At 65.6% G+C, this 25197-nt stretch carries 25 protein-coding genes; 3 read left to right on the forward strand and 22 right to left on the reverse strand.

Going from position 1 to position 25197, the window contains the following annotated elements:
- Positions 1-13 precede the first annotated feature (13 nt).
- Positions 14-595, reverse strand: coding sequence for a helix-turn-helix domain-containing protein (locus tag ACX80V_RS19505; protein ID WP_485844536.1), 582 nt, complete (start codon positions 593-595; stop codon positions 14-16).
- A 66-nt stretch (positions 596-661) separates the two neighbouring features.
- Between ACX80V_RS19505 and ACX80V_RS19510 the strand changes: the two genes are divergently transcribed.
- On the forward strand, positions 662-1636 hold the full coding sequence (locus tag ACX80V_RS19510; RefSeq protein WP_485844537.1) for an NAD(P)/FAD-dependent oxidoreductase: 975 nt from the start codon (positions 662-664) through the stop codon (positions 1634-1636).
- A 7-nt stretch (positions 1637-1643) separates the two neighbouring features.
- Here ACX80V_RS19510 and ACX80V_RS19515 read toward each other — a convergent pair whose 3' ends face one another.
- The 4 genes from ACX80V_RS19515 to ACX80V_RS19530 form a co-directional block, all read right to left on the reverse strand.
- Positions 1644-2420 carry an enoyl-CoA hydratase gene (locus tag ACX80V_RS19515; RefSeq protein WP_058930224.1) on the reverse strand — a complete coding sequence of 259 codons (777 nt, stop codon included), beginning with the start codon at positions 2418-2420 and terminating at the stop codon, positions 1644-1646.
- A gap of 65 nt (positions 2421-2485) precedes the next feature.
- Positions 2486-3400 (reverse strand): 3-hydroxyisobutyrate dehydrogenase, encoded by a 915-nt coding sequence (mmsB, locus tag ACX80V_RS19520; protein ID WP_056348732.1) that lies wholly within the window; start codon positions 3398-3400, stop codon positions 2486-2488.
- Positions 3393-4472, reverse strand: coding sequence for an enoyl-CoA hydratase/isomerase family protein (locus ACX80V_RS19525; RefSeq protein ID WP_485844538.1), 1080 nt, complete (start codon positions 4470-4472; stop codon positions 3393-3395). Before ACX80V_RS19525 ends, mmsB begins: the two co-directional genes overlap by 8 nt.
- The gene (locus ACX80V_RS19530) at positions 4472-5971 is read right to left on the reverse strand and encodes a CoA-acylating methylmalonate-semialdehyde dehydrogenase (protein WP_485844539.1); all 1500 of its coding nucleotides are present in this window, start codon (positions 5969-5971) and stop codon (positions 4472-4474) included. Before ACX80V_RS19530 ends, ACX80V_RS19525 begins: the two co-directional genes overlap by 1 nt.
- Before the next feature lie 162 nt (positions 5972-6133).
- Between ACX80V_RS19530 and ACX80V_RS19535 the strand changes: the two genes are divergently transcribed.
- Together ACX80V_RS19535 and ACX80V_RS19540 are read left to right on the forward strand one after the other, a co-directional pair.
- Positions 6134-6940, forward strand: a complete 807-nt coding sequence (locus tag ACX80V_RS19535; RefSeq protein WP_485844540.1) for an exodeoxyribonuclease III — start codon at positions 6134-6136, stop codon at positions 6938-6940.
- A 34-nt stretch (positions 6941-6974) separates the two neighbouring features.
- Positions 6975-7991 (forward strand): DUF8083 family protein, encoded by a 1017-nt coding sequence (locus tag ACX80V_RS19540; RefSeq protein WP_485844541.1) that lies wholly within the window; start codon positions 6975-6977, stop codon positions 7989-7991.
- A 64-nt stretch (positions 7992-8055) separates the two neighbouring features.
- On the opposite strand, the gene ACX80V_RS19545 is transcribed toward ACX80V_RS19540, so the two are convergent.
- The 17 genes from ACX80V_RS19545 to ACX80V_RS19625 form a co-directional block, all read right to left on the reverse strand.
- The gene (locus tag ACX80V_RS19545) at positions 8056-9108 is read right to left on the reverse strand and encodes a LacI family DNA-binding transcriptional regulator (protein WP_485844542.1); all 1053 of its coding nucleotides are present in this window, start codon (positions 9106-9108) and stop codon (positions 8056-8058) included.
- A 144-nt stretch (positions 9109-9252) separates the two neighbouring features.
- On the reverse strand, positions 9253-10230 hold the full coding sequence (locus ACX80V_RS19550) for a carbohydrate ABC transporter permease (RefSeq protein ID WP_058930231.1): 978 nt from the start codon (positions 10228-10230) through the stop codon (positions 9253-9255).
- Entirely contained in the window at positions 10227-11192 is a 966-nt protein-coding gene (locus tag ACX80V_RS19555; protein ID WP_056348751.1) for a carbohydrate ABC transporter permease, read from the reverse strand. Before ACX80V_RS19555 ends, ACX80V_RS19550 begins: the two co-directional genes overlap by 4 nt.
- Before the next feature lie 93 nt (positions 11193-11285).
- Positions 11286-12623, reverse strand: a complete 1338-nt coding sequence (locus ACX80V_RS19560; RefSeq protein WP_485844543.1) for an ABC transporter substrate-binding protein — start codon at positions 12621-12623, stop codon at positions 11286-11288.
- 312 nt (positions 12624-12935) lie between these two features.
- A complete protein-coding gene (locus ACX80V_RS19565) occupies positions 12936-13094 on the reverse strand; it encodes a hypothetical protein (protein ID WP_156380383.1) in 159 nt (52 codons plus the stop codon).
- Between the two features lie 211 nt (positions 13095-13305).
- Positions 13306-13917 (reverse strand): hypothetical protein, encoded by a 612-nt coding sequence (locus tag ACX80V_RS19570; RefSeq protein ID WP_485844544.1) that lies wholly within the window; start codon positions 13915-13917, stop codon positions 13306-13308.
- A complete protein-coding gene (locus ACX80V_RS19575) occupies positions 13914-14531 on the reverse strand; it encodes a hypothetical protein (protein ID WP_485844572.1) in 618 nt (205 codons plus the stop codon). The genes ACX80V_RS19570 and ACX80V_RS19575 overlap by 4 nt, the downstream gene beginning before the upstream one ends.
- Before the next feature lie 23 nt (positions 14532-14554).
- On the reverse strand, positions 14555-14935 hold the full coding sequence (locus ACX80V_RS19580; RefSeq protein WP_248763031.1) for a hypothetical protein: 381 nt from the start codon (positions 14933-14935) through the stop codon (positions 14555-14557).
- Positions 14932-15123, reverse strand: coding sequence for a hypothetical protein (locus ACX80V_RS19585; RefSeq protein WP_056348767.1), 192 nt, complete (start codon positions 15121-15123; stop codon positions 14932-14934). Before ACX80V_RS19585 ends, ACX80V_RS19580 begins: the two co-directional genes overlap by 4 nt.
- The gene (locus tag ACX80V_RS19590; RefSeq protein WP_485844545.1) at positions 15120-15617 is read right to left on the reverse strand and encodes an Asp23/Gls24 family envelope stress response protein; all 498 of its coding nucleotides are present in this window, start codon (positions 15615-15617) and stop codon (positions 15120-15122) included. Before ACX80V_RS19590 ends, ACX80V_RS19585 begins: the two co-directional genes overlap by 4 nt.
- A gap of 71 nt (positions 15618-15688) precedes the next feature.
- A complete protein-coding gene (locus ACX80V_RS19595; protein ID WP_485844546.1) occupies positions 15689-17374 on the reverse strand; it encodes a glycoside hydrolase family 32 protein in 1686 nt (561 codons plus the stop codon).
- 120 nt (positions 17375-17494) lie between these two features.
- A complete protein-coding gene (locus ACX80V_RS19600; RefSeq protein WP_485844547.1) occupies positions 17495-19090 on the reverse strand; it encodes a glycoside hydrolase family 68 protein in 1596 nt (531 codons plus the stop codon).
- A 458-nt stretch (positions 19091-19548) separates the two neighbouring features.
- Complete coding sequence (locus ACX80V_RS19605; RefSeq protein WP_485844548.1) at positions 19549-21108, reverse strand: glycoside hydrolase family 32 protein; 1560 nt, start codon at positions 21106-21108, stop codon at positions 19549-19551.
- Positions 21105-22157, reverse strand: a complete 1053-nt coding sequence (locus tag ACX80V_RS19610; RefSeq protein WP_485844549.1) for an ATP-binding cassette domain-containing protein — start codon at positions 22155-22157, stop codon at positions 21105-21107. Before ACX80V_RS19610 ends, ACX80V_RS19605 begins: the two co-directional genes overlap by 4 nt.
- Entirely contained in the window at positions 22154-23131 is a 978-nt protein-coding gene (locus ACX80V_RS19615; RefSeq protein WP_485844550.1) for an ABC transporter ATP-binding protein, read from the reverse strand. The genes ACX80V_RS19610 and ACX80V_RS19615 overlap by 4 nt, the downstream gene beginning before the upstream one ends.
- The gene (locus ACX80V_RS19620; protein WP_485844551.1) at positions 23128-24168 is read right to left on the reverse strand and encodes an ABC transporter permease; all 1041 of its coding nucleotides are present in this window, start codon (positions 24166-24168) and stop codon (positions 23128-23130) included. Before ACX80V_RS19620 ends, ACX80V_RS19615 begins: the two co-directional genes overlap by 4 nt.
- An 8-nt stretch (positions 24169-24176) precedes the next feature.
- The gene (locus tag ACX80V_RS19625) at positions 24177-25154 is read right to left on the reverse strand and encodes an ABC transporter permease (protein ID WP_160677205.1); all 978 of its coding nucleotides are present in this window, start codon (positions 25152-25154) and stop codon (positions 24177-24179) included.
- Positions 25155-25197: the final 43 nt, after the last annotated feature.

The following is a 25197-nucleotide window of genomic DNA, read 5'->3' on the forward strand; positions in this document are numbered from 1 at the left end:
CGGCCCTACGGGTCTAGGAGGAGCTCGGTTTGGTTCTGACGTGCATGCGTTCGCCCTGGGTTCCAAAGAGGCTCAGGAACTCCACCGCTTCGGTGTCCGCGCGGCCGAACCAGTGGGGCACCCGGGTATCGAATTCGGCTGCTTCGCCGGGCCCCATCACCAGGTCCTGGCCGCCCAGGACCATCCTGAGTTTGCCGTTGAGCACATACAGCCATTCGTACCCCTCGTGGACCTGGGGGTCCGGCTGGTCCGGCTTGCCAGCCGGCAGGATGTGCTTGTAGGCCTGGATCCCGCCGGGCCGCCTCGTCAGCGGGATGATGGTCATGCCGTGGCGGACCATGGGGCGCAGGTGCAGGCGCGGATCGCCCGTGGCGGGAGCCCCCACCAGTTCGTCCAGCGGGACCCGGTGAGCTTTGGCCAGCGGCAGCAACAGCTCAAGGTTGGGGCGGCGCTGACCGGACTCCAGCCGCGAAAGTGTGCTGACCGAAATCCCGGTGGCCTCGGCCAGGGCCGCCAGGGTGGTGTTGCTGTTGAGGCGGAGGGCCCTGAGCCGCGGCCCCACCGCTGCCAGCACGTCGTCGAATTCTTCATCCATTGGCCCAGTTTGCCATTCCAGCAACTTACCTTGCCACTCTGAGCAGGTGCCGCGGACCATGGAGGAATGAAAACAGACAATGACAACACGTACGACGTCCTCATCATCGGTGGAGGGGCCGCCGGCCTGAGCGCCGCACAAATGTTGGGCCGGTCGCGCCGCTCCGTGGTGGTGGTTGATAGCGGCGAACCCCGGAACGCCCCCGCCCAGGGGGTCCACGGATTCCTGTCCCGCGATGGTGTCAGCCCCGCCGAACTCCTGAGGATCGGACGTGCCGAAGCCGAGCACTACGGCGTACGGATAGTGGAGGGCGAGGCCGTTGCCGCTGCGGGCAATGCGGCCGACGGTTTTTCCGTGACCCTGGCGGACGGCAGCGTGATCCGCGGGCGCCGCCTGCTGATCACCACCGGGCTGGTGGACGAATTGCCGGGGATTGCCGGGCTCCGCGAGCGCTGGGGCAGGGATGTGCTGCACTGCCCGTTCTGCCACGGCTGGGAGGTGCAGGATCAGGCCATCGGCATCCTGGGCAACGGGCCTTGGTCCGTGCACCAGGCCCTGCTCTTCCGGCAGTGGAGCGGCAACATCACCCTCTTCCTGAACGACCTGACACTGCCCACCGACGACGAGCTGGAGCAGCTGGCCGCCCGGGGCATCAGGGTGGTGGCGGGCGTTGTTGAATCATTGCGGGTGGAGCAGGACGTCCTGCGCGGCGTCGCCTTGGCCGGCGGACCCGAGATCGCCGTGGACGCGGTAGTGGTGGGACCCCAGGTGCGCGCACGGCTGGACGCCTTCGCCGGGCTTGGCCTCGAGCCGGCACCGCATCCAATGGGGATCGGGGACTTCCTGGAGACCGATGCCGACGGCGCCACCGCGGTCCCGGGGGTGTGGGCGGCGGGCAACGTGACGGACACGCGCGCGCAGGTCCTGGCCTCGGCGGCGGCAGGTGCGTGGACCGCCGTCGTCATCAACAACCATCTGATGGCCGAGGAACTGGCCGCAGACGTTGCCGCCCACCGGGAATCCCTGTCGGTTGCCCGGTAATTACCGGTCAGCGGTGGGTGAACTCGGGCTGCCGTTTTTCGGTAAAGGCGGCCATGCCTTCCTTCTGGTCCTCGCTGGCGAAGAGCGAGTGGAAGATCCGGCGTTCGAACAGGACACCCTGGGCGAGTCCCGTTTCAAAGGCCGCATTGACGGCTTCCTTCGCGAGCATGGCCACGGGTTTGGACTTGGACGCGATGACCTCCGCGGCCTTGAGCGCCTCCTCCACCACATTCTCCGCGGGCACCACGCGCGAGACGAGTCCCGAGCGTTCAGCCTCCTCGGCGCCGATGAAGCGCCCGGTGAGGATCATGTCCATGGCCTTGGCCTTGCCCACGGCGCGCGTGAGCCGCTGCGAACCGCCCATGCCCGGCAGCACGCCGAGGTTGATCTCCGGCTGGCCGAACTTGGCGTTGTCCCCGGCGATGATGAAATCGCACATCATGGCCAGCTCGCAGCCGCCGCCCAGCGCGAAGCCGGACACGGCCGCGATGACAGGGATCCGCAGCCGGGTGAAGTCCTCCCAGCCCCGGAACCAGTCGGCGGCGTACATGTCCATGTAGCCCTGCGAGGCCATTTCCTTGATGTCGGCACCCGCGGCGAACGCCTTGCTCGAGCCGGTGATCACCACCGCGCCCACGCCGGGGTCGGCGTCCATGGCGGTGACGGCTGCCACGAGCTGGTCCATGGTGGCTTTGTCCAGGGCGTTGAGCGCCTCCGGCCGGTTGAGCGTGACCAGCCCTACCCGGCCGCGCTGTTCCACCAGGATGTTCGTGTACTCCGTCATGCCTAACCTTTCAGCTGTTTTCGCGTGTTGCTGGTGCTGCAGAGTTGCCAGTGCTGCAGATGGTGCTAGTGCTGCGATTTGTCGCGGATATCGGTGATGATTCCGGAGAAGTCCCGGCCGGCTCCGCCTTCAGCGGCAAACGTATCGTAGATTTCCGAGGCGAGCGGTCCCAGCCGGGCCGCCACCCCGGTACTTTCCAGCGCATTCAGCGCGAGCCGCAGGTCCTTGGCCATCAGCGCCCCCGCGAAGCCGGGCTGGTAGTCGCGGTTGGCGGGGCTGGTGGGGACCGGTCCGGGAACAGGGCAGTTGGTGGTCAAGGCCCAGCATTGTCCGGAGGCGTTGGAGGCGACGTCGAACAGCGCCTGGTGCGTCAGGCCCAGCTTCTCGCCCAGCACAAAGGCTTCGCTGACCGCGATCATGGAGACCCCCAGAATGAGGTTGTTGCAGATCTTGGCGGCCTGGCCGCCGCCGTGCCCGCCGCAGTGGACCACCCGTTTTCCCATCACCTCGAGCAGCGGCCGGACCGCCTCGAAGTCCTCCGTTTCGCCGCCCACCATAAAGGTCAGCGTGCCGGCTTCCGCACCCACCACACCGCCCGAGACCGGGGCATCCACGGCACGGTGGCCGGCCGCGATGGCGAGCGCGGAGGCTTCCCGTGCCTCGTCAACGTTGATGGTGGAGCAGTCCAGGAACATGGTCCCCGGCTTGGCCTCGGCCAGCAGTCCCGGCTGTCCGTCCGCGCCGCGGTAGGCGTCCAGCACGTGCTGGCCGCTGGGGAACATTGTCAGCACCACGTCGGCACCGGCGATGGCGTCCAGCGGACTGGCCACCGTGGGGACACCGTGTGTCTGGGCGGCTTCCAGCGCGGCGGGGACCACGTCGAAGCCCGCCACGGTGTAGCCGGCACGGACCAGGTTCACTGCCATGGGCCCGCCCATGTGGCCCAGGCCCAGGAAAGCGACGGTGGTTTGTTCAGGCATTGTCCGGCTCCTTTGTGTGCAGGTTGAGCTCCCGGTCCCCCAGCGGCGCGAAGAACCGTTCGATGTCCGTCGCGTGCACCTCGTGCAGCGTGTCCGGCTTCCATTGCGGAATGCGGTCCTTGTCCACCACCTGCGCGCGGATCCCTTCGCGGAAGTCGGGCGCAACCAGGAACCGAAGCCCCACGCGGTATTCCTGCGCCAGCGCCTCGTCCAACGTCAGTCCCTTGGCCCGGCGGAGGGACTCCAGTGCCACCTTCACAGCCGTAGGCGACTTCGCTTCGATGGTGTCGGCGGCCTCGGTAGCCTCCGCGCCAGGTTCCCCACTCGGCGCGCCGCCCGAGGCCTCATCCGTCCGCAGCCGCCGCACAATGTCCTCCGCGTCATCACTGGCGTAGGCGGCATCGATCCAGCCGCGCTGCTCCTCCAGCCCGGAGGGCGGCGGGTCCTGGGCAAAGCGGACGACGGCGGCTTCCGCACTTTCGTGTTCGAGCGCGGCCGCCAGCTCCGGCAGGCTCCCCGACGGGACAAAGTGGTCTGCGAGGCCCAGGAACAGCGCATCCGCCCCGGTCAGGTGGGCTCCGGTCAGCGCGGCGTGGGTGCCGGTCTCCCCGGGTGACTTCGCCAGCAACCAGGTCCCGCCGACGTCGGGCACAAATCCGATGGTGGTCTCCGGCATTCCCGTCCGGGTCCGTTCGGTGACCACCCGCACCGAGCCGTGCGCGGAGATTCCCACGCCGCCGCCCAGCACGAGGCCGTCCATAAAGGCCACATAGGGCTTGGCGTAGGCGGCGATGAGGGAGTTCAGCCGGTATTCGTTCTGCCAGAAGTCAGCAGTTTCCGTACCCCCGCCGAGGATGTCCCGGTAGATCGCCACAATGTCGCCCCCGGCGCACAGGCCACGCTCGCCGGCGCCGTGCACCAGGACGGTGGCCACGCCGTCGTCGTCCGCCCAGGCGGTGAGCTGCGCCAGAATGGCGTCCACCATGCCGGCGTTCAGGGCGTTGACTGCGTTGGGCCGGTTGAGCGTGATGACGCCCAGGTGTCCGCGCTTCTCGAACAGAACCTCCGCCATCAGCTGCCTTCCGGCATGATGAAGCTGGCGCCCTGGCGGATCCCGGACGGCCAGCGCGTGGTGACCGTTTTAGTCTTGGTGTAGAAACGGAACGCATCGGCGCCGTGCTGGTTCAGGTCGCCGAAGCCGGACGCTTTCCAGCCGCCAAACGTGTAGTACGCAATCGGAACCGGAATGGGCACGTTGATGCCCACCATGCCCACCTCCACCCGGCTGGCGAAGTCCCGGGCGGCGTCGCCGTCGCGGGTGAAGATGGCCACGCCGTTGCCGAATTCGTGCTCGGAACACAGCCGGAGGGCTTCGTCGTAATCGGCGGCGCGGAGCACGCTGAGGACGGGGCCGAAGATTTCCTCCCGGTAGATCTTCATGTCCTTGGTGACGTGGTCGAAGAGCGTGGGGCCCACCCAGAAGCCGTCGTCATAGCCTTCCACCGTGAGGCCGCGCCCGTCGGCCAGCAGGGTGGCACCCTCGTCCACACCGGACTGGATGTAGCCCTCGATCCGTTCCTTGGCACTCGCCGCCACCACGGGCCCGAAATCCGAGTCCTTGTCCAGGCTGTGGCCCACCCGCAGATGCTTGACGCGCTCGGCCAGCTTGGCCACCAGCGCATCCGCGGTCTTTTCCCCCACCGGGACTGCCACGGAAATGGCCATGCAGCGCTCGCCGGCGGAGCCGAACCCGGCGCCGATCAGGGCGTCGGCGGCCATGTCCAGGTCCGCGTCCGGCATGATCACCATGTGGTTTTTGGCCCCGCCGAAGCATTGGGCGCGCTTCCCGTGGGCGGCCGCGGTGGCGTAGATGTACTGGGCGATGGGTGTTGAACCCACAAAGCCGATGGCCTTCACGCGGGGATCTTCCAGCAGCGCGTCAACGGCTTCCTTGTCCCCGTTGACTACGTTGAACACCCCGTCCGGCAGTCCGGCCTCCGTGAACAGTTCGGCCAGGCGCAGGGGAACCGAGGGGTCCCGCTCGGAGGGCTTGAGGATGAAGGCGTTGCCGGCGGCGAGGGCCGGGCCGGACTTCCACAGGGGGATCATGGCCGGGAAGTTGAACGGGGTGATGCCCGCGACGACGCCGAGCGGCTGGCGCAGCGAGTGGACGTCGATGCCCGCACCGGCGTCGTCGGAGAACTCGCCTTTGAGCAGGTGGGGGGCGCCCGCCGCGAACTCCACCACTTCAATCCCGCGCTGGATATCGCCCTTGGAATCGGCGAACGTCTTCCCGTGTTCGGAGGACAGCAGCGTGGCGAGTTCGTCCATGTTCTCGTTGACGAGGTCAACGAACTTAAGCAGGATCCGGCCGCGGCGCTGCGGGTTCATGGCGCCCCACTGGACCTGCGCTTTCTCTGCCGCGGCCACCACGTTCCGGACCTCCTCCCCGCTGGCGAGGGGCAGGCGCGCCTGGACCTGGCCGGTGCAGGGGTCAAAAACGTCACTGAAGCGGCCGGAGGTCCCCGTCACCCGCTGGCCGTCTACGTAATGGGATAGTTCGCGCACCATGATGCAATGCTCCTTCGCATGTGATCCAGGTCATCTCTGCAAGCGAATATACTCGGACTTCCTACTAAATTCCAGACTGCCCGGCCGCGGTGGGCAACGGCCTTCGCGGGCTTTCCGGCCACGGCAACGCCTCCGGGCAACAAGTTCGGTAAGTTAGGGACTGTGAAGATTGCTACCTGGAATGTGAACTCCCTCCGTGCCCGCGCCGACCGCGTGGAGGCCTGGCTGCAGCGCAGCGATTGCGACGTCCTGGCCATCCAGGAGACCAAATGCAAGGACGAAAACTTCCCCTGGGAACTGTTCGAACGCATGGGCTATGAGGTGGCCCACTTCGGTGTGAACCAGTGGAACGGCGTGGCCATCGCGTCCCGGGTAGGCCTGGAAGATGTTGAGCGCACGTTCCTGGACCAGCCTCCGTTCGGGAAAGAAGGCAAGGACCCCGTCCAGGAAGCCCGCGCCATGGCCGCGACCTGCGGCGGCGTCCGGGTCTGGAGCCTCTACGTGCCCAACGGCCGCTCCCTGGACGACGAACACATGCCCTACAAGATCAAGTGGCTTGAATCCCTGAAGACCCACGCCCAGGGGCTGGTGACCGCCGACCCGACAGCTCAGGTAGCCCTCATGGGCGACTGGAACATTGCGCCGTTCGACGACGACGTCTGGGACATCGACCTTTTCGTCAATAACAAGTACACCCATGTCAGCCCGCCGGAACGCGCGGCCTTCCACGCTTTCGAAGAGGCGGGCTTCACCGACGTGGCACGCCAGTACACGCCCGGTCCCGGCGTCTACACGTACTGGGATTACACCCAGCTGCGCTTCCCCAAAAAGGAGGGGATGCGCATTGACTTTGTCCTTGGCTCCCCCGCGTTGGCGGCCCGCGTCACGGGCGCGTCGATCGACCGCGAGGAACGCAAGGGCAAGGGCGCCTCGGACCACGCCCCCGTTCTGGTGGAACTGGCGGACTGATGGCTGCAGCCGGGGCCCAGGAAGGGAGACTGTAATGACGGGAAACCTCTACCGGGGCCAGGCCGGGCTGCCGTTCTCCTCCACCCTGCGCGTCTACGAACCGCTGGAAGCCTTCCCGGAAGGACAGCGGGAGGCCATCCGCTCCGCCGGTGCCCGCACAGCCTCCCGGGCCGCCGTCGAAAACGCCGAACTGCTGGCCTCGCTGGGCCGGATCACCCGCTCCGGCGGGGACCCCTTCCCCACCGGGCGGACGGATCTGGTCCGCGTCACCAGCATTCCCGGTGTACCCCTCGGGCGGACCCCGCAGCCAGGAACGTCCGACGCCGGTGCTGCCGCCGGCCCGGGTGGCGCTGCCGGCCCGGATGCCGAGGCTGGCTTGGGTGCCGGGATGGGCGCCGGTTCCGGCCTTGGGCCTGACGCTGGGGGCGACGGTGGGCGTGACGCTGGGTCCGGGCGCGTCCTGCTGTACTGCCCCAGCCAGCTGGTCCTGCGCGCCGGCCTCGCCGCCAATGCCCTTATGGAAGGCATCCACGGCCCGCTGGCCGAAATGCTGATTCCGGAAGAGCAGCGGGACAAGCACCAGGAACGCATTGACCAGGTCAAAGCCCGTGACGGCGCCATCCGCGTGCATACCCGCGCCTCCACGTGGGGCATCCCCTTCAGCTGGTTCTCGCTGTTTATGGAAGGCGACCATAAGGACGTGGTGGAATCAGGCGGGCGCATCCTCACCGTCAGGGTGTGGGCTCCCATCACCGAAGCCATGGAGCGGGCACGGTACGCCGTGGCCCACCTGGCGCTGGCGGCCCCGGACCTGGACATGCTGGACGACCTCGCGCAGCTGACCGAATGGCTGGAGCTGTTCCACGTCAATTCCATGGTGGAACTCGACTACGGCGCAGTGGCGGACAAGGTCTACCCGGACGAGTCGCCCATGGACATCCGGCTGGGCATCGAATGCTTGGCTGAGGGCGACATGACGGGCGCCGCCGCGGCCTACCGCAGGCTGGCTTCCCGCTGGATTCCCATCCGGCAGCTCGCCCGCGCGTCCTGACCGCTTTTTCCTAGACACGGCTTCGCGACTGCGGCATCCTGGCCGGATGCCACGCCGCGCCTCCTCAGGAAGGAGGCGGCGCCGTCGTACGCCTGATGATGAGCTGGTGGGGCGCGACGGCGGACCGGACCGCCCCGACCGTGCCGTCCAGTTCGTCGATGAGCATCTTGGTAGCCAGCTCGGCCTGTTCGTCGGGCCGTTGTCCCACGGTGGTCAGGCCCATCGCGTCGGCGAAATCGTGGTCATCGATCCCCACCACCGAGAGGTCCTCAGGGACCCGTACGCCTACGCGTGCTGCTTCGAAGATGACTCCCATGGCCATTTCGTCTGAGGCGCAAAAGATGGCGGTCGGCTTCGGGCCGGGCTGGGTCCAGAGGCGTCGGAATGCCTCTTGGCCGCTGCGGACCGTGAAATCGCCCCATTCGTCCCACTCGGGGCGGGTGGGCAGCCCTGCTCCTGCCATAACGTCCTTGAAAGCCAGGATCCGCACGCGGGGAACGTCGAAGTTAAGGTCCGTTTCGTCGTCGCCGTGCAGGAGGGCAATGTCCCGGTGGCCGAGGTCGATCAAGTGCCGTACGGCGGTGGACGCTGCGGCGTAGTCGTCGATGCCGATGTACGCGCACTCTTCCACATGGCCGCCCACCACGATCAGCGGGATATCAATCTTTTGGAGATGGTCCAGTTCCTCGTGGTTGAGCGCCATACAAAGGACAAGCAGGGCGTCAATCTGTTTGTAAACCATGGTCTTGCTGAACAGGCGTTCCCGGTTGCTGCCGTGACCGCCCAGGTTAAAGAGGGAAAGGTTGTAGTGGCGGGCGTGAAGTTCGCGGTCCGCGCCCTCAATGGCCTTGGAGAAGAACCACCGACTCACGAACGGAGCCAGCACGCCAATGGTCTTGGTGCGGCCGGTGGCCAGACCTGACGCCGACGACGACGCCACATAACCCAAAGCACCCGCCACCTCGAGGATCTTCTCCCGGGTGGCGGGCGAAACCCTTGGCAGCCCGCGCACGGCCCGGGAAACGGTGGCGGTGGATACGCCGGCGGCTGCTGCCACGTCTTCAATACTGACGCCGCTGTGGCCACCCCGTTGAGACCTCTCAGCCATCCGTGCCACCGTTTCCCCTCATGGGTTCAAACCTAATATCCGCTATGCAGTTGCCCCCAAGCCATGCTAGGTTGCGGGCCGCCCGACGTCACAGTGTTACCTGCCTGCCTCCCTTGCGTCCGATCCGCCTATGCGGATCAGCCCAGAGCCCTGTCAGCCCTTGAGGCCGCCGGCCAGGAGACCACGGACAAAGAAGCGCTGCAGGCCAAGGAACACCGCCAGCGGGACGATGATCGAGACGAACGCAGCGGCAGGGTTCAGGAAGTCCCTGTTGCCGCGGGTACCGGAGATCTCAGCGAGCCGTTGGGTGATGGGCGCTACGTCCGCCGTTCCACCCGAGAACACCAATGCCACCAGAAGGTCATTCCAGACCCACAGGAACTGGAAGATGGCCAGGGATGCCAGAGCCGGCACAGACAACGGCAGGATGATCCGCCAGAAAATGGTGGTGTGTCCTGCCCCGTCCACCTTCGCGGCCTCGATAACTTCGCCCGGGATCTCCGAGATGAAGTTGTGCAGCAGGAAGATGCCCAACGGGAGTCCAAACATGGTGTGGGCGATCCACAGCTGGGCATAGGACCCGGGCGGGAGCTTCAGGACCTGTGTAAACAATGACAGCAGCGGGATGAGTGCCATCTGCAGGGGAATGATCTGCAACGCGAACACGAAGATGAACGTAGCCTCGCGGCCCCTGAAGTTGCCCCAGGCGAAGATGTAGGCCGCCATGGAGGCGAGCACCAGGACAAAGACGGTCACCGGAATGACAATCGCCAGGGAGTTGACGAAGTACTGCGAAAGGTTCGCCGACTGCGATCCGGCTGCTGCCGTGACGTCGACGTAGTGCTTGAAAGTAAAATCCCAGTCGGCAAAGAAGTTCCACCAGCCATCCGAGCGCGGGCCCACCTGCTTGGCCGCGGGACGGATGGAGGATACCAGGAGACCGAAGGTGGGCACGGTCCAGATCGTTGCAATGATCACGGCGGCCGCAGTGGCCCACCGTGACGTGAGCTTGGTCTTGACGCGCCGCATGATCGGTGCGGAATCCTCCGGCGTCGCGGGACGGCCTTTGTCTTTGCGTGACTGGGTCCGGGAAGAGTTGGCCGCCTCATCCGGCGCTGGCATGACGGTCATCGGATTTCCCTTTGCTGACGAAGTACGCGGGCGTTGTAGACCACTATGGGCAATACGAGAAGGAACAGGACTAGGGCCAGCGCCGCACCCCTGCCCGGTTCGCCGGCGCGGAATGCCTGTGTGTACATCTCGTTGGCGATCACGGACGTGTCATAGTTGCCCGCCGTCATGGTGCGGACAATGTCGAAGACTTTCAGGGTGGCGATGGTGATGGTTGTCAGCACCACCACCAAAGCGCCCCGAATGCCGGGAACCGTCACATTGCGGAACTGCTGCCAGGGGTTGGCACCGTCCAGGCGCGCCGCCTCAACCAGTTCCACCGGCACGCCCTTGATGGCAGCAGAGAGGATCACCATGGCAAAGCCTGTTTGGATCCAAACCATCACGATGATGAGGAAGATGGTGTTTTCCGGGGCATCAAGAAGGAATTGCTTGGGGTCCATGCCCAGGGCAACCCGCACAGCGTTAACGACGCCAGTCTGTTCAATGCCGGGGCCGCGGTAGTCGTACACAAGCTTCCAGATGATGCCGGCGCCCACCATCGAGATGCCCACCGGCATAAAGACCAAAGCTTTGAGGGCATTTTCGCCGCGCGCCTTGTCAATGAACACCGCGTAAGCGAGACCGAAGACCGTGGACAGCAACGGCACTAGAACGGTCCAGATCACCGTGTTGCGGAGGGTGGCCAGCGCCTCGGGCTGGGTAAACATCCAGACGAAGTTATCGACTCCGTTGGGTTGGCCGGAGGCATTCGTGAATGCGAGGAACGATGTCTGCACGGCGGGATAAACCAGGCCGACCAGCATCAGGATTGCCGCCGGCGCCAAAAAGCCAACGATCGTCAGTTTGTCTTTGACTGATTTGGGAGCCCTGTCCACAATCAGCATGATCAGCCCAATTAGCGCGGCAAAAACCGCCAAGGCGATAAAAACTTGAAGAAATTTTCCTCCAAGAAACTCCATTGCCCAACCTCCGTGGTGTGCGTGGATCAGTTTGTTCGGAATCGACATCGCGCCCTTGGGACCTGTTGTCCCAAGGGCGCGATGCGAAGGAGGTTAGCTCTTAGGCCAGCTGCCTTCGATGCTGTCGGCAACCTGCTGGGCGGGAGTGCCGTTGATCCATGCAACGATGCCCTTCCAGAAGGAGTTGGAGCCCACGGCGCCGGGCATCAGGTCAGAGCCGTCGAAGCGGAAGACGGTGTCCGGATCCTGAAGCAGTGCGATGGACTGCTTGTCGAGTTCCGTCTGGGCACTCGCCGGGTCCAGTCCCTTATTTGCACTGATGACGCCACCGAGCTTGACACGGTTGTTGGCGAAGTCGGCGCTGGCCAAGTAAGCCAGGAAGGCCTGCGCCTCCGGGGTGTCCTTGTAAGCGCCCACCATCTCGCCGCCGCCGGTGATTGCCTGGCCCTTGCTGGGGTCGATCGGAGGCGTCATGAAGGCCCAGACGTCGCCATCGGGAGCCACGGCGGTCCCTTCCGGCCAGTTGGCTGCCTGGAAGTTGGCCTGGTGGTGCATGGCGCACTGGCCATCGAGGACGGGCTGGCCTGCCTGCGCGAAGCCGGTGGTCAGGATTGAACGAACATCGCCGAATCCGCCGTTGACATAGTCGGAGTTCAGGAGGATCTCGCCGGTCTGGTTCAGCGCATCCACAATCTTGGGGTCGTTGAACGGAATCCCGTGCGTGACCCACTGGTCGTAGACCTCAGGGCCCTGGGCGCGGAGGACAACGTCCTCGACCCAGTCAGTGCCCGGCCAGCCGGTCGCTTCGCCGGATTCGAAGCCGGCACACCACGGCTTCATGGTGCCGTCATCGGCGATCTTCGACGACAGGGTCATCATTTCGTCCCAGGTCTTGGGAACTTCCCAGCCCTTGTCCTTGAACGTCTTCGGGGCGTACCAGACGTAACCCTTGACGTTCGCGAGCATCGGTGCCGCGTAGAAGGTCCCGTCCACCGTGCCGTACTTCTTCCAGTCAGCGGACCAGTTCTTGTCCACAAGATCCGAGACTGCCTTCGGAGCCGGCTTCAGGCCGCCTGCCTTGGCCTGATCGGCCAGGAGGCCTGGCTGCGGGAAGATGGCGACGTCCGGGGCGTTTCCTGCCTTGGCCCGGACACCGATCTGGGTCTCGAATTCCTTGCTGCCCTCGTATTTGATGGTTGCCCCGGTGCATTCCTCAAACGTTGCCCAGGCGGTTTCCAGGTTAGTAGCTTCGATGTCCACGATGGTGGAGTAGACGGAGACGGTCTTGCCGTCGTGCTTGCCGTAGCTCTCGTAGGGAGAGCAGTCGCTGCCGGTGGTGCCGCCACCGCCCCCGCCGGGACTGCAGGCTGTCAGGGACAGCGCCAGAATTCCGGTGGCAGCAACCGGAAGCAGGTATTTGCGGTTTTTCATGCTGAGGACTCCTCGGTGAGTTACAGAACTTCAACAGGTGAGACTAAGGTGACCGACATCTTCACGTGGTATGACTCACACACTAATCAGGCCCCGGCAAGGAATGCAAGCGTTTACATGCGGTTGTGTCCGAAAAGATATCTAGGCCCAGTCCACGGGCGTTTGACGCCGCAGCGTTGTCGTTCGAGGCGCTAAGATGCCCTCGACTCAGTGTTCTCATGCCCGCAGGCTGCACAAAGGAATAGGCGCCGCGCTCCCTGGGGAGCGCGGCGCCCGATAAGGCCTTTTTGGGGCATGCCCCACTGATTTGGCCTACTTGCCGCCCTTGAACAATCCCGCGATTCTGGCGCCGAGGCTTTTAACGAACTGCTTGACGTTGTCAATGGCTTCGCCGGCGAACTTCCTGGCCTTTTCAGCAGCGCCTTCGATTCCGTGTTTGGGTGCTTCGGTGCCGGTTACTTCTTCGCTCATGTTGTTCTCCTTTAGTTGACCGGCATTCCAGCCGGCCGGTGAGACCCTCCGCCAGGCGAGGACCGCCGGGCAGGGATGACCAGCTGTCCCCGCATCACCTTACGGCCAGGAAGCGCGCACCATTCACCAACAGGGTCGTTTCGGGTCACTTGGCCACCTTGACATGACGCGGAGGGCATCCATGCCCTATGGGTCGTCCCCTTCAGAGCAGCTAACGGACGCGCTCAGCGCGGCTGAACCGTGTCCTGGCCCCGGCACCAATGTGAATCAGGACGGGTGTCTGTTTTCCCACCACTTGGTCCAAGGCGTCCACCAGGGCAGAGACCTCGGCCGCAAGGAGATGCGGCGCCACACCCTGACGCGGCTGGAGCCGGATTTTCAAGGCAGGGCTGCCATGGACATCGTATGTTGCCACCGTGGCACCCGCCAGATCGGGCCGTTCAGCCAAGGCGTGCTTCAACGCCTGCTCCGCTACTCCCCCGCTGATCCGGACGTCCCCGGCCACTGTCCCGGGATCGTACTCAGCCACCAACAGGTTGCTCCGGCCTTTGCCCTGCTGCGCAATCCAGGCAACCAGAAGCCCGATCAGGACCACCAGGGCAAGCGCCATCACAATCCAGAGCCAGCTTTCCGGACGTCCCGGAAAGCGGGTGTTGTCGAAGGACTGGTTGACGCTGCGCCAGGCCGATCCGGACCAGGCATGCCACCAGGTTCCTACGGGTGGAACGATGGCCAGCAGAACGAGCAGGATGCCCACGGCGAGCAGCTTGAGGCCGAGGATGCCGAGCAGGATCCGGTTGAGGAGCGAGGGTGTGGCAGTCATGCTCCAATCACTCCTACGGTGGAAATGTTCACGCGGACGTCAGGTACCGGGACCAGTGACATCCCGCTGAGTTCGTCCTGGACTGCGGCCAGCACCGCCGCTTCCGCTACTGGAACCCCTGAGGTGGGGCGCACGTTGACGACAATCTGCCGCCGGGACACCACCACCATGACCTGCTCCGGGGTGACATTGGCAGCGAGCCGTGCGCTGCGTGCCAGGGCGGAGGCGATGACCTCGTCATCGACCACCACGGCGGACGAAGTTCCGGTGCCGTTCAACACGTGCCGGGCGCGTCTTCCCGGCAGGATGGCGTTGAGCAGGAAAAACAGCCCTACCATGGCGACTACGGCGCCGCTGGCACCGAGCAGCAACGGCGGGATACCGGCCGGAAGTGCAACGATGCGCTCCGCCGCCAGCTGCGGTTCGATCAGCCAGGCCGGCTGACCGATGGCGTGAACGGCAGATTCGAGCAGACCGTAGCCTGCCAACCCCATCACCAGGACCGCGGCCACTGTTGCCACCACTGCCCGCGAGGAATGGGTTTCCCGATAGACGACCCTGCGCAAATCAGGTTGCGGCTGGGCCCGGGCGCGGCTTGGTTGCCTCGAGTCCAGGTCCCCGTCCACTGATCCTCCGCTCACTGGACCCGGCCTCCCTCGATCGGCTTAACGCCGCTGATGCGGATATCCACCCTGCTCAGGCTGGCGCCGCTGAGGGCCGTGACCGTCGAAAGGATCCTGGATTTGGCATCGACCGTCCGGTCCCAAATGGATCCACCGAATGCGGCCACCCGGCCTGCGTCCCTGAGCACGGTGGCCAGGGGCGGGATCCTGATAGGTGACACCAGCGATAACGCCAGCAGGCCGTCGTCGTCCGTCCAGTCCGCCCGGACATCATGGGGCTCCACACCGAGGGCCTCCGCGGCCGCTGTCCTGGCAAGGCTGGTCAGGGCCTGCGTGCTGATGCGGTTGTGTCCGCTCAGGACCCGCCCCTGGATGGATGGTGCGGCTGACGTCATGACGAGGAGCGCCGGCCGATGATGGCGTCCAGGACGCCGCGCAGGTCCAGTTTCCCTTCCGCTGCGCGGCCCAGGAGGGCGCCGACGGCCATAAAGAGGAGCGAGACCAGGAAGCCCCACAGCCCGAACTGGAAGGACATAAACGCTACGAAGGCGCCCATGGCGATCCCCACAACGGTCAGATTCACAGCAGTGCCTCCCTCTCGACGACGGCGATGGCAGGGGCTCCGGCCTTCGCCGGCGGCGCCACATAGACATCGGTTATTTCGACGTTCACTTCAATGACCTGCAGGCCGACGAGTTCCTCGACCGCGCGGTAAACGGCTGCCCTGACCTGATCGGCCAGCGAATGCAGGGGCGATCCGTAGGAGGCCACCAGGCTGATGTCCACGGCCACCTGCGTCTCACCGACCTCGGCACGGACGCCGGTAGCATGGTCCGAACTGCCGACAGCGTCCCGGATGGCCCCCAGCGCACGCGACGGAGCCGAGCCCAATGAATAGACGCCGGGCACGGCACGGGCAGCGATGCCGGCAACTTTTGCCACGGCGGTCTCAGCGATCACGGTGCGGCCATGACCGGGCACGGGCGCCTGGCTGGCGGCATGGTGGCTGGTAGCAGGCTGGCTGGTAGCATGCTGGCGCTCGACGCCCGCATCGGGTTGTGGGTTCTGGTATTCCATCAGACACTTCCCCTTCTGTTGTTCCCAACCCTATCCCCTGCGTGTGGGAACGCACGGGAATCCGTGGCGAGTCAGGCCAGCTTCCGGCCGGTCAGCGTAAATCCGGTCTTTCCGCCTTCGCTGAACACCGAAGTGTCAGTGTTGGACCAGTCGGGCAGGAAGAGATCTGTGACAACAGTGCCGCTTCCGGGGGCGAACACTTCCACCGAGGAGGTATCGAGCAGGATCCGCAGCTTCAGTTTTCCGTCCACGAGCGGGACGCTCACCTGGTGGTAGGGGCTGAACTTGTCCGAAAAGTTTGAGGTCCCTGCCGCGGACCGGTCAACCGTCAGCGTGCCGGACTGCGCCTTGTAGCGGATCTGGAGCCCGCGCAGTTCGATTCCGGCCTCCGCAGCACCGTCCGGCGTCAGTTCAACATCCAGGAGTTGGGACCTGGAGGAGAAGTCCTCCCCCAGCGGCTTGCTTTCATCGGCAACGGTGAGTTGCCGCTCGGAGGCAGCTCCACTGGACAAAACTCCAGCGGGGGCAGCGGCGATGGACGAGCGCAAGACGGGCCTGCCGCCGTCGTCGTTACTGTTGCTGCTGCCGCTGCCGCTGCCGGAGAGCGTCAGTTCGCGGGGAATTGCCATGGCGCCGCGCCACGGGGTGGTGGGCATCTTCTGGGCGTAGTCCCAGTTCCCCATCCAGCCGAAGAGGACTGGCTTGCCGCCGGGGGCTCCGGAGATGGTGGTGGCGGCGTAGAAGTCCGCGCCGTAATCCACCCACTGGTGGTCCTGCAGCGGAGCGTCCGGCCCGGCGGCACCCTGGGCGCGGAACGTCACGCCGTCGAACTCTCCCGTGAAGTACTGCATGCCTGAGCCGCCGGCTATGCCCCCCGGGTTGATGCTGAGAAGCATGACCCAGCGCCGCTCGTCGGTCCCCTCCATAGGAACCTCCAGGAGTTCAGGCATCTCCCACAGTCCGCCCTGGGCGCCGACACCGGAGAAGTCGCTGAGGAAGTCCCAGTGCAGCAGGTCCTTGGATTTATAGAGCTTCACCACGTGGTCGTCGGCCACGACGGTGGTCATGACCCAGTACTGCCCCGGCTCGTACCAGGTGACTTTGGGATCGCGGAAGTTCTGCGAAGAGGGTTGCAGATCCACCACCGGATTGTCCTGGTACTTCTTCCAGGTGCGGCCGTGGTCGAGGCTGTACGCGACGGACTGGGCCTGGGAGCCTTTGGGCAGCGGGGCGTTGTCCTTGTAGGCACTCGTATATAGGGCCACCATGGCCGGGTGGTCCTTGCTGCCCAGCCCCGAGGTGTTGTCCGTGTCCACCACGATCGAGCCGGAGAAGATTTCCTCGGTCTCCGTGGCCTCCATGGCCACCGGTTCTTCCGCCCAGTGCACCAGGTCAGTGCTGGTGGAGTGGCCCCAGGACATGTTGCCCCAGTCGTTGCCCTTCGGGTTGTACTGGTAGAACGCGTGGTAGGTGCCGTCTTCGTACACCAGGCCGTTGGGATCATTCATCCAGTTCTTTGACGGCGTCAGGTGCGCCGCAGGACGCCAGGGATCGCCGGCCGACGGCGTTGCGGCACCTTGGGAGGAACCCTCAGGAGGGTGGCTTCCGGCGTCGGGATTCACGTTCTGCGAATCAGGGGTGCAGCCGGCGGCTGTCACCGCCAGGAGCAGGGCGACGACGGCGGAAAGGGCCGGCCTGCTGGACCTGCGTCTGTCCGGGCTGCTCAGGTGCGGCCGGGAAGCGGTGAAGAAAAGCATGGGGATCCTAAAATTTGAGGCGGGGACGCCCGTGAATGTCACGGACGTCCCCGTTTACTGATTTCGCCCCGGTCAGGGGAGGTGCTGGCTACTGCTGGTGCCGGTCACCGATAATGCCGGTCACTTGTAGTGGCCGGCACCGCCGACGTTGAGGTTGGTGGGCAGGTAGCCGAACGGGCCAAGGCCGTTCTGGCCGAATGTGCGGTCAACCTGTGAGATTCCGTCGCGGAAGTTGATCTTCACGGTGGGTGACAGGGATCCGCCGCGGACACCGTTCACGTTGTCGATGAAGGACTGCACGAGGCCGCCCGGCTGCACGTAGTGCGAATAGGCCTGGAACTGCCGGCCATTCTGGCTGGGGGTCGGCCTTTCCGGGGATTCGGACGGCAGGTTCAGGTCAGTCGGCGAGGCCAGGGCCAGGCCGCTGTTGTTCATCGGCTGGTAGTCCGACCGGATGCCGTCGCCCACAAAGCCGTAGACGCCGTCGGGGCCGCGCATTCCGGCCGCGTAGGTGAACTGGTGGCTGATGGTGAACAGGTAGTACTTGTTCTTGCCGCCTTCGTTCTGGATGAAGATCTGCGGGCGTTCCGTCTGGTCGTTGACGCAGTTTGCGGACAGGACCGGCGGCAGGAAGGACCACTTGGTCAGGTCCTTGTTGTCCGCCACTGCCAGGCCCACGTTGGCGGTCTGGTAGTAGGCGCCGGAGCTGTTGACCTCGTTGAGGTTCTCGGCGTTGGGGTCTCCCGGCTGGTAGCCGAGGTCCTCAGCCTTGCACTCGTATTCTCCACGGGTGCCGCCGGTGTTGCCTTCGAAGACCATGTAGGTCTTGCCGGGGTGTGCGGGATCAGCGAACGTGTACGGATCGCGGAAGGCGAAGCCGGGGTTCTGCGCCTTGTTCTGGTACATCTCGCCGTCCGGCTCAAGGAGCTTGGTGTGCGTGAAGCCATCGAAGGTGACGCCGTTTTGGTCGGCGTGGATGTTGCCGAGGGCCTTGGCGATGGCAGCGTCAGGGGCGATGCCGCCGCCGCCGGCGTTCCGCTCGGCCACGTCGTAGAACGTGGTGGCCGTGTAGAAGACGTTGACGTGGTTGCCCTGCATCAGGCGGGTAGAACCGGACCATTCGGTGTTGCCGATGGAGGCGCCGTCAGCGAAGACGTGTCCGCCGTAGTTCCACTTGTCCGTGGCCGGGTCAGCGTTGGTCTTGCGGAAGAAGTAGCCGATCCGGGCGTTCCAGTGGCGCTGGTCGAAGCCGTAGCCAGCGTCGCGGTCGGCCACGAGGGAGAAGATGACGTCCCAGCCCTTGTAGCTGATCTGGTTCGCGTTTTCGTCCGTGAGGGACCAGGTGTCCCAGACCCAGACGTCGTCATTCATGGTGGGAAAGTCTTCGGGGATCTCCGGCATGGTGACGTCCGGGCTCATGGAGTTCACGCCGGGAGCCACTGTGGAGTCGCTTTGGGCCATGATCTGCTTAGCGTCCGCGCGGGTCCACTTCGAGGTGAAGTCCGACGCCGGGTCATAGGCCTGCTGGCTGTGCGTGCTGGGCAGGGGGAAGCCCGGGGTGGGGGCCGGCATCTGCTGCGCGGCCGGCGGATCCGCCGGCTCGTTGGCCTGCGCTGAGGGAACGGCCAGGAAGACCGATGCCACTACAGCTGCAGCCAGTGCCGCGGCGGCAGGGCGCCACCGCAGCATCCGGACAGGTTGGGGGTGCTTGTGCATGTTTTGCTCTTCTCGCGGAGTTGAAACTATTCGTGGAAGACGGGCAGGTGCCCTGTTCCCCGAAACTCCGGCAGCCCCGACGACACAACAGGCGTCATCGAGGACGCCGTTGTGTCGAGGGGTACGGGGCTTGGGTAGGGCCCCGCTTCGGGGCCAGGAACGATATCGCTTCCCTGGCCCGCCTCTACGCTAGGCAGCCGGCGAGGGCCTGCCAAACCGTGTTTCACGACCGAAATGCCACATGTCAGACATTTGATGCAAGCGCTTACATTTCTGATTGCGCGCGCGTGACACATCGGTTTGGCAGCGTCAAATGTTTCGGTTCGAATCTCTTTTGGTGAGAAGATTCACTCGCCGTTTGCCTGCTTTTCCCCATCGGTTGCTCCGTAACGGCCGTTTTGAAGCCCCAAGAGGGCTTCTACGGAACAATCGATGGGGTGCCGGGCGGCAGCGGGTGGCTAGGGGAACAGCGGGCGCGGCCCCCGAAAAACGTCGTCCACCCGCCAGGCGTCGAGCTGCCGCAGGCGCACGTTCCCGATAGCGGACAGCCGCACGGCAGTCCCGCCAAGGGTGGGATAGACCCGGGCTGTCAGGGGCTTGCCGTTGGCGAAGATCTCGACGGCGGAGCGGTCCACCAGTACTCGAAGGTGAAGCTTTCCGTCGGGCAGGTTCACTGGCCCTGACCGCTCTTCCGCGTCCACAGAATGGTCCAGGCTGCTGCCGGAGCGGTCCAGCCGCAGCCATGACTCCCCGCTGCTCCCGGCGGCGCGGCCCACCTCGATGACGGTCTCCTCGGCGGAGCTCTGGGTTCCGGCCGGAGAAACGCCGGAAGCCAGGATCCCGAGCCGGAAGACACTCCCCGGCTCCAGTTCAAGGTCCAGTTCCACGTCCAGCTGGTTGCCGGAAACCCCGGTGAGAACGTCGCTGCCGGCCACTTCGCGCGGCCCGATTCTGACGTGGTCCCGGCGGAGCGACTCGACCTCCGGGACCGGCGCAAAGGCCAGCTCCCCTTCTGAATCGAGTGTCGCCACGCGCGGCAAGCTCATCACGCCGGACCAGCCTGCCTCCACCATGGCCTCCTCCGTCCTGCCCTCCTGCAGCCACCCGAACATCACGCGGCGGCCGGCGTCGTCGGAGAACGACTGGGGCGCGTAGAAGTAGCGTCCGCCATAGTCCAGCCGGCGCAGCTGCCGCGGGGTGTATGAGTCGCCCTCGTACCGCCCGGTCCAGTACAGCGGGTGCCGGGTGTCGCCGTCGTCCCAGGCGGAAAAGACGAGCACGTCATCGGCCGCACCGCCGTCGGAACCGAGCGTCCCGGAGCCGGCGCGGAACAGGTCCACGCACTCCCACATGGTCCCTTCCCAGTCCGTCGCCGCGGGATCTCCGGCGGACGCGTCGCCGATGAACAGCGGCCCGATGTAGTCCCAGGTCCGGAGGTCAGCCGACTCGTAGAGGAACGCCGTGCCGCCGCGGCCCCGGATGCCCGAGCCCACCAGCTGGCGCCAGCGGGAACCCTCACGCCACACGCAATGGTCCCGGTAGGCGGTGACGTCCACTCCGGCCGGCGGGGCGGCGATCACAGGGTTTTCCGGGATTTTGGTCCAGGTGCGCAGGTCCGGCGAGCCGACCGCCACACAGGGCAGTTCGCGTTCGCCGCTCCGTCCTGAATACACCAGGGTGGGCGTGCCGCCGTCGTTCACCAGCACCCCGGACCAGCAGCCGTCAGCGTCCGGGGAGTCCGGCCCGTCCGTGGGTTCCAGCGCGACTGGCTGATCCGTCCAGGTGACCAGGTCCGTGCTGGTGGCGTGGCCCCACATGATGCGGTGGTGGAAGGCGCCCTCCGGGTTGTACTGGTAGAAGAGGTGGTAGGTGCCGTTCCACTGGCTGACGCCGTTGGGATCGTTGAGCCAGCCTGCGGGCGAGACGAAGTGGAAGCGGGGCCGGTGCGGGTCCGCCTCGGCGCGGATCACGAGTTCGTCCTGCGGCACGGTGGCCAGCGGGTGGGCCAGGCCGGTCATGCGGAAACCATTTCTTCCAGGGGGTCGGTGGCCAACGCGTGGCTGGATGCAGCGGCCGGCGGCCGGTACAGGTGGCAGCGGACCCAGTGCCGGTGGGCGGGATCGCCCACCTGGTGCCGCACGGGTTCGGCGGAGGAGCACCGCTGCTGCGGGTCGCCGTCGTAAGCGCACGACGCCGGTTCCATCACCGCCGCCCGGAGCGCGGCCCGCTCGGTTGGATCGTAGGATCCGGTGCGGGCAGGGTCCGGAACGGCCGATACCAGCAGCCGGGTGTAGGGGTGGGCCGGGTTCGCCAGGAGATCAAGCGATTCACCCTCCTCCACGAGTTCGCCGGCGAACATCACGGCGATGCGGTCGGCGAGGTAGCGCGCCGAGGCAAGGTCGTGGGTGATGTAGAGCATGGAGATGCCCTTGTCGTCCCGGAGCCCGCGCAGCAGGTTGAGGATGCCGATCCGGACCGAGACATCCAGCATGGACGTGGGCTCATCGGCGAGGATCACCTCGGGTTCCACGGCCAGGGCCCGGGCGATGGCCACGCGCTGGCGCTGGCCGCCGGAGAGCTCATGGGGGTAGGAATTGAGCATGTCCGGGGTGAGTCCCACGGTGGTCATCAGTTCATCCAGCCTGGTCCGCAGCTGGTCCGGGGTCCCGGCTTTTCCGTGCAGGGTGAGGGAACGCGTCAGGAAGTGTTCGATCCGGTGAACCGGATTCAGGGAGCCGAAGGGGTCCTGGAACACCATTTGCAGCTGTGCCCGGTATTCCCTGGATGCCTGGAACCGGTCCCGTTTCAGGACGTCCGTGCCGTCCAGCAGGATCTGGCCGGAGGTTGGCTTTTCCAACCGCGCAATGCAGCGGGCGAGGGTGCTCTTCCCGGAGCCCGACTCCCCCACGAGGGCCACGATTTCGCCCCTGCCGATGCTCAGGTCCACCCCGCCGAGGGCTCTCACTGTGGCACGGGAGAACAGGCCGCCGCTGTGGAAATCCTTGACCAGGCCCCGTACCTCCAGGGCCGGGGCTTCCAGGGCCGGTGATTCGCTGTGCTTGCTCATGAGTGAGCTCCTTCCAGGGCAGGCTGGTTCTGGGCAGTCAGGGCCTGAGGAATCTGGTCCGGGGAAACCGGGGCGACGAAATGGCCCGGAGCCGCTTCCCGGAGGTCGGCGATGTTGCTGAACTTCACGCCGTCGGCCAGGCCGGTGAGCGGCACGCGCGGGCCCGTCAGGGGTGGGAACGCTCCCATCAGCGCCTGCGTGTACGGGTGGCGCGGGGCGGTATGGATGTCCCGGGACTTGGCCGTTTCCACGATCCGGCCGCCGTACATCACCGCCATCCGGTGCGAGAGTTCCACCATGAGGGACATGTCATGCGTGATGAAGAGAACGGAGAAACCCAACTGGTGCTGCAGGTCCTTGATCTGGGCCATGATTTCCTGCTGCACCACCACATCCAGGGCGGTGGTGGGCTCGTCGAGGATCAGGAGCGAAGGCTTCAGCGCCACGGCCATGGCGATGACCGCGCGCTGGCGCATGCCGCCGGACAGCTGGTGCGGGTAGGACTTCAGCCGGGCGGGATCGATCCGGACCAGTTCCAGCAGTTCCGCGGCCCTCCTCAGGGACTCCTTGCGGGAGTAGCCGGCATGCGTGGTGAAGATGTCGACAATCTGGTCGCCGATGGTCATCACCGGGTTGAGCGAGTTCATGGCCGACTGGAAAACCATGGCCACGTCCTGCCAGCGGAACCGGCGGAGCTCTTCCTTGCCCAGCGAAAGGACGTCCCTGCCGCCGAAGCGGATGCTGCCGCCGGCGATCTCCGCGGGGTCGCGCAGCAGCCGCATGATGGCGTTCGCGATGGTGGATTTGCCGCAGCCGGATTCGCCGGCCAGGCCGAAAATCTCGCCGGCGCCGATGCTGAAGGAGACGCGGTCGACGGCGGTGGTGGACCGGGTATCGCCGCGGTACTTCACGGTGAGGTCCTTGATCTCCAGGACGGGCTGGTGCGAGCCGAGGGAGGTCTGGGAGACGGTCATGCCGCTGCTCGCTTTCCGGTGGGGACGGGCTTGGTGGGGACGGGCTGGGTGAGCTTGGGCCTGTCGGACTTGGGTTTGCGGATTTTCCGCAGCCGCGGGTTGGTGACTTCGTCCACCGCGTAGTTGATCAGCGCCAGCGAGAAGGCCACCAGTGCGATGCACACGCCGGACGGGACAAAGACCCACCAGCTGCCGGTCAGCAGCGCACCTTCGTTGCCGGCCCAGTAGAGGTTGTTGCCCCAGGAGACCGTGCTGACATCGCCCAGGCCCAGGAACTCGAGGCCGGCCTGGGCGCCGATGCCGTAGATGATGCAGGCCAGCAGCGTGCCCATAACAATGGAGGCCATGTTGGGCAGGATTTCGCCGAACATGATCCTGAGCGGCCGTTCGCCGGTAACCACGGCAGCGGCCACAAAGTCCTTGGACCGGATGGACAGCGCCTGCGAGCGCAGCACCCGGGCGGAGCCGGCCCAGCCGGTGACCACCAGGACCAGAATTACGGTGCCAAGACCGGGCGGCAGGAACGCGGCCAGGATCACCAGCAGCGGCAGGCCCGGCAGCAGCAGGAAGACGTTGGTGGTAAGGGACAGTGCCTCGTCGATGAACTTGCCGAAATAGGCCGAGGCGAGGCCCACCAGGATGCCGATGAACGTGGAGGCGAACCCCACGGTCAGGCCCACAAACAGGGAACTGCGGGAACCATGGATGGTCAGGGCCAGGACGTCCTGGCCCTTGGCCGTGGTGCCCAGCCAGTATTCGGCGTCCGGCTCCTGTGACGCCATGCCGGTGATCTTGGACGGGTTGTCCGGGAACAGCACAGGGGCCAGAAGCGCCAGTGCGATGAAAACGAACAGGATGGCCGCGCCGGTCATGGCCTTCTTGTTGGTCAGCAGCCCGTGCAGGAGGCTCCGGTTGGATTGCCGGACGGAAACCGCGGGCGGAAGCCCTGTACCGCCGTCGGGCGTTCTGCCGGTGAGTGGATCTGCGAGTGTCCCGCCGGGCAGGGTGGAAGCGGTGTTTGCGATGGAAGTGGTCATGATCAGTCCTAGTTGCTGCGCACGCGCGGGTCGAGTCGGACGTAGAGGATGTCCACCAGGAAGTTGGCCAGCAGCACGGCGGCCGTGATGGTCAGGAACAGGCCCTGCATGAGCGGGTAGTCGAGTCCTTGAACGGCGGCCAGCAGCTGATAGCCGACGCCTGGGTAGGCGAACACCACCTCGGTCAGGAGGGCACCGCCCACCACAAACCCCAGGCTCATGCCGAAGGCGGTCACGGACGGCAGCATCGCGTTGCGGGCTGCGTAGCGGAACATGATCCGGCCCGGGCGCAGGCCCTTCGCCTCCGCCATGGTGATGTAATCCTCGGCATTGGTGGCGATCATCGTGTTGCGCATTCCCAGCATCCAGCCGCCGATCGAGACCAGCACGATGGTGAGGGCAGGAAGCACCAGGTGCATGCCGACGTCGGACACAAACTCCCAGCTGAAGCTGGGCACGATGGTGTCGCTGAAGGCGTGCCGGATGGGGAACCAGCCCAGCGTGACGCCGAACAGGTACAGGGCGCCCATCGCGAGCCAGAAGTACGGAAAGGAACCGATGAAGATCAGCAGCGGCGGGAGCGCCGAGTCAACGGCGCCGCCGCGGCGCCACGCTGCCAGGATTCCCAAGAGGTTGCCCACGACGGCGGCGATCACCAGCGCGGTCCCGCCCAGCAGCAGCGTCCAGCCCACCTGCGAGCCGATCACTTCCGTGACGGGAGCAGGGAAGCGGGACATGGAAACCCCCATCTGGCCGGTCAGCATGTTGTGGAGGTAGCCGAAGTACTGCTCCCAGAGCGGGCGGTCGTCCACACCGAGCAGTTTGCGCAGTTGCTCGATCTGCTCGGGCTGCATCCGGTCCTGGTTCCGGGCGAACATCCGGGAGACGGGGTCGCCGGGCATAAAGCGCGGAAGCAGGAAATTCAGGGTGATGGACACCCAGAAGGCAATCAGGTAGAAACCCAGGCGGCGCAGGATAAAGCGCACGGTTTCCCTCCATTCGGGAATTGCGGAAAGTTTGGGAGCACAC

The sequence above is a fragment of the Pseudarthrobacter arbutini genome, from assembly GCF_054510915.1.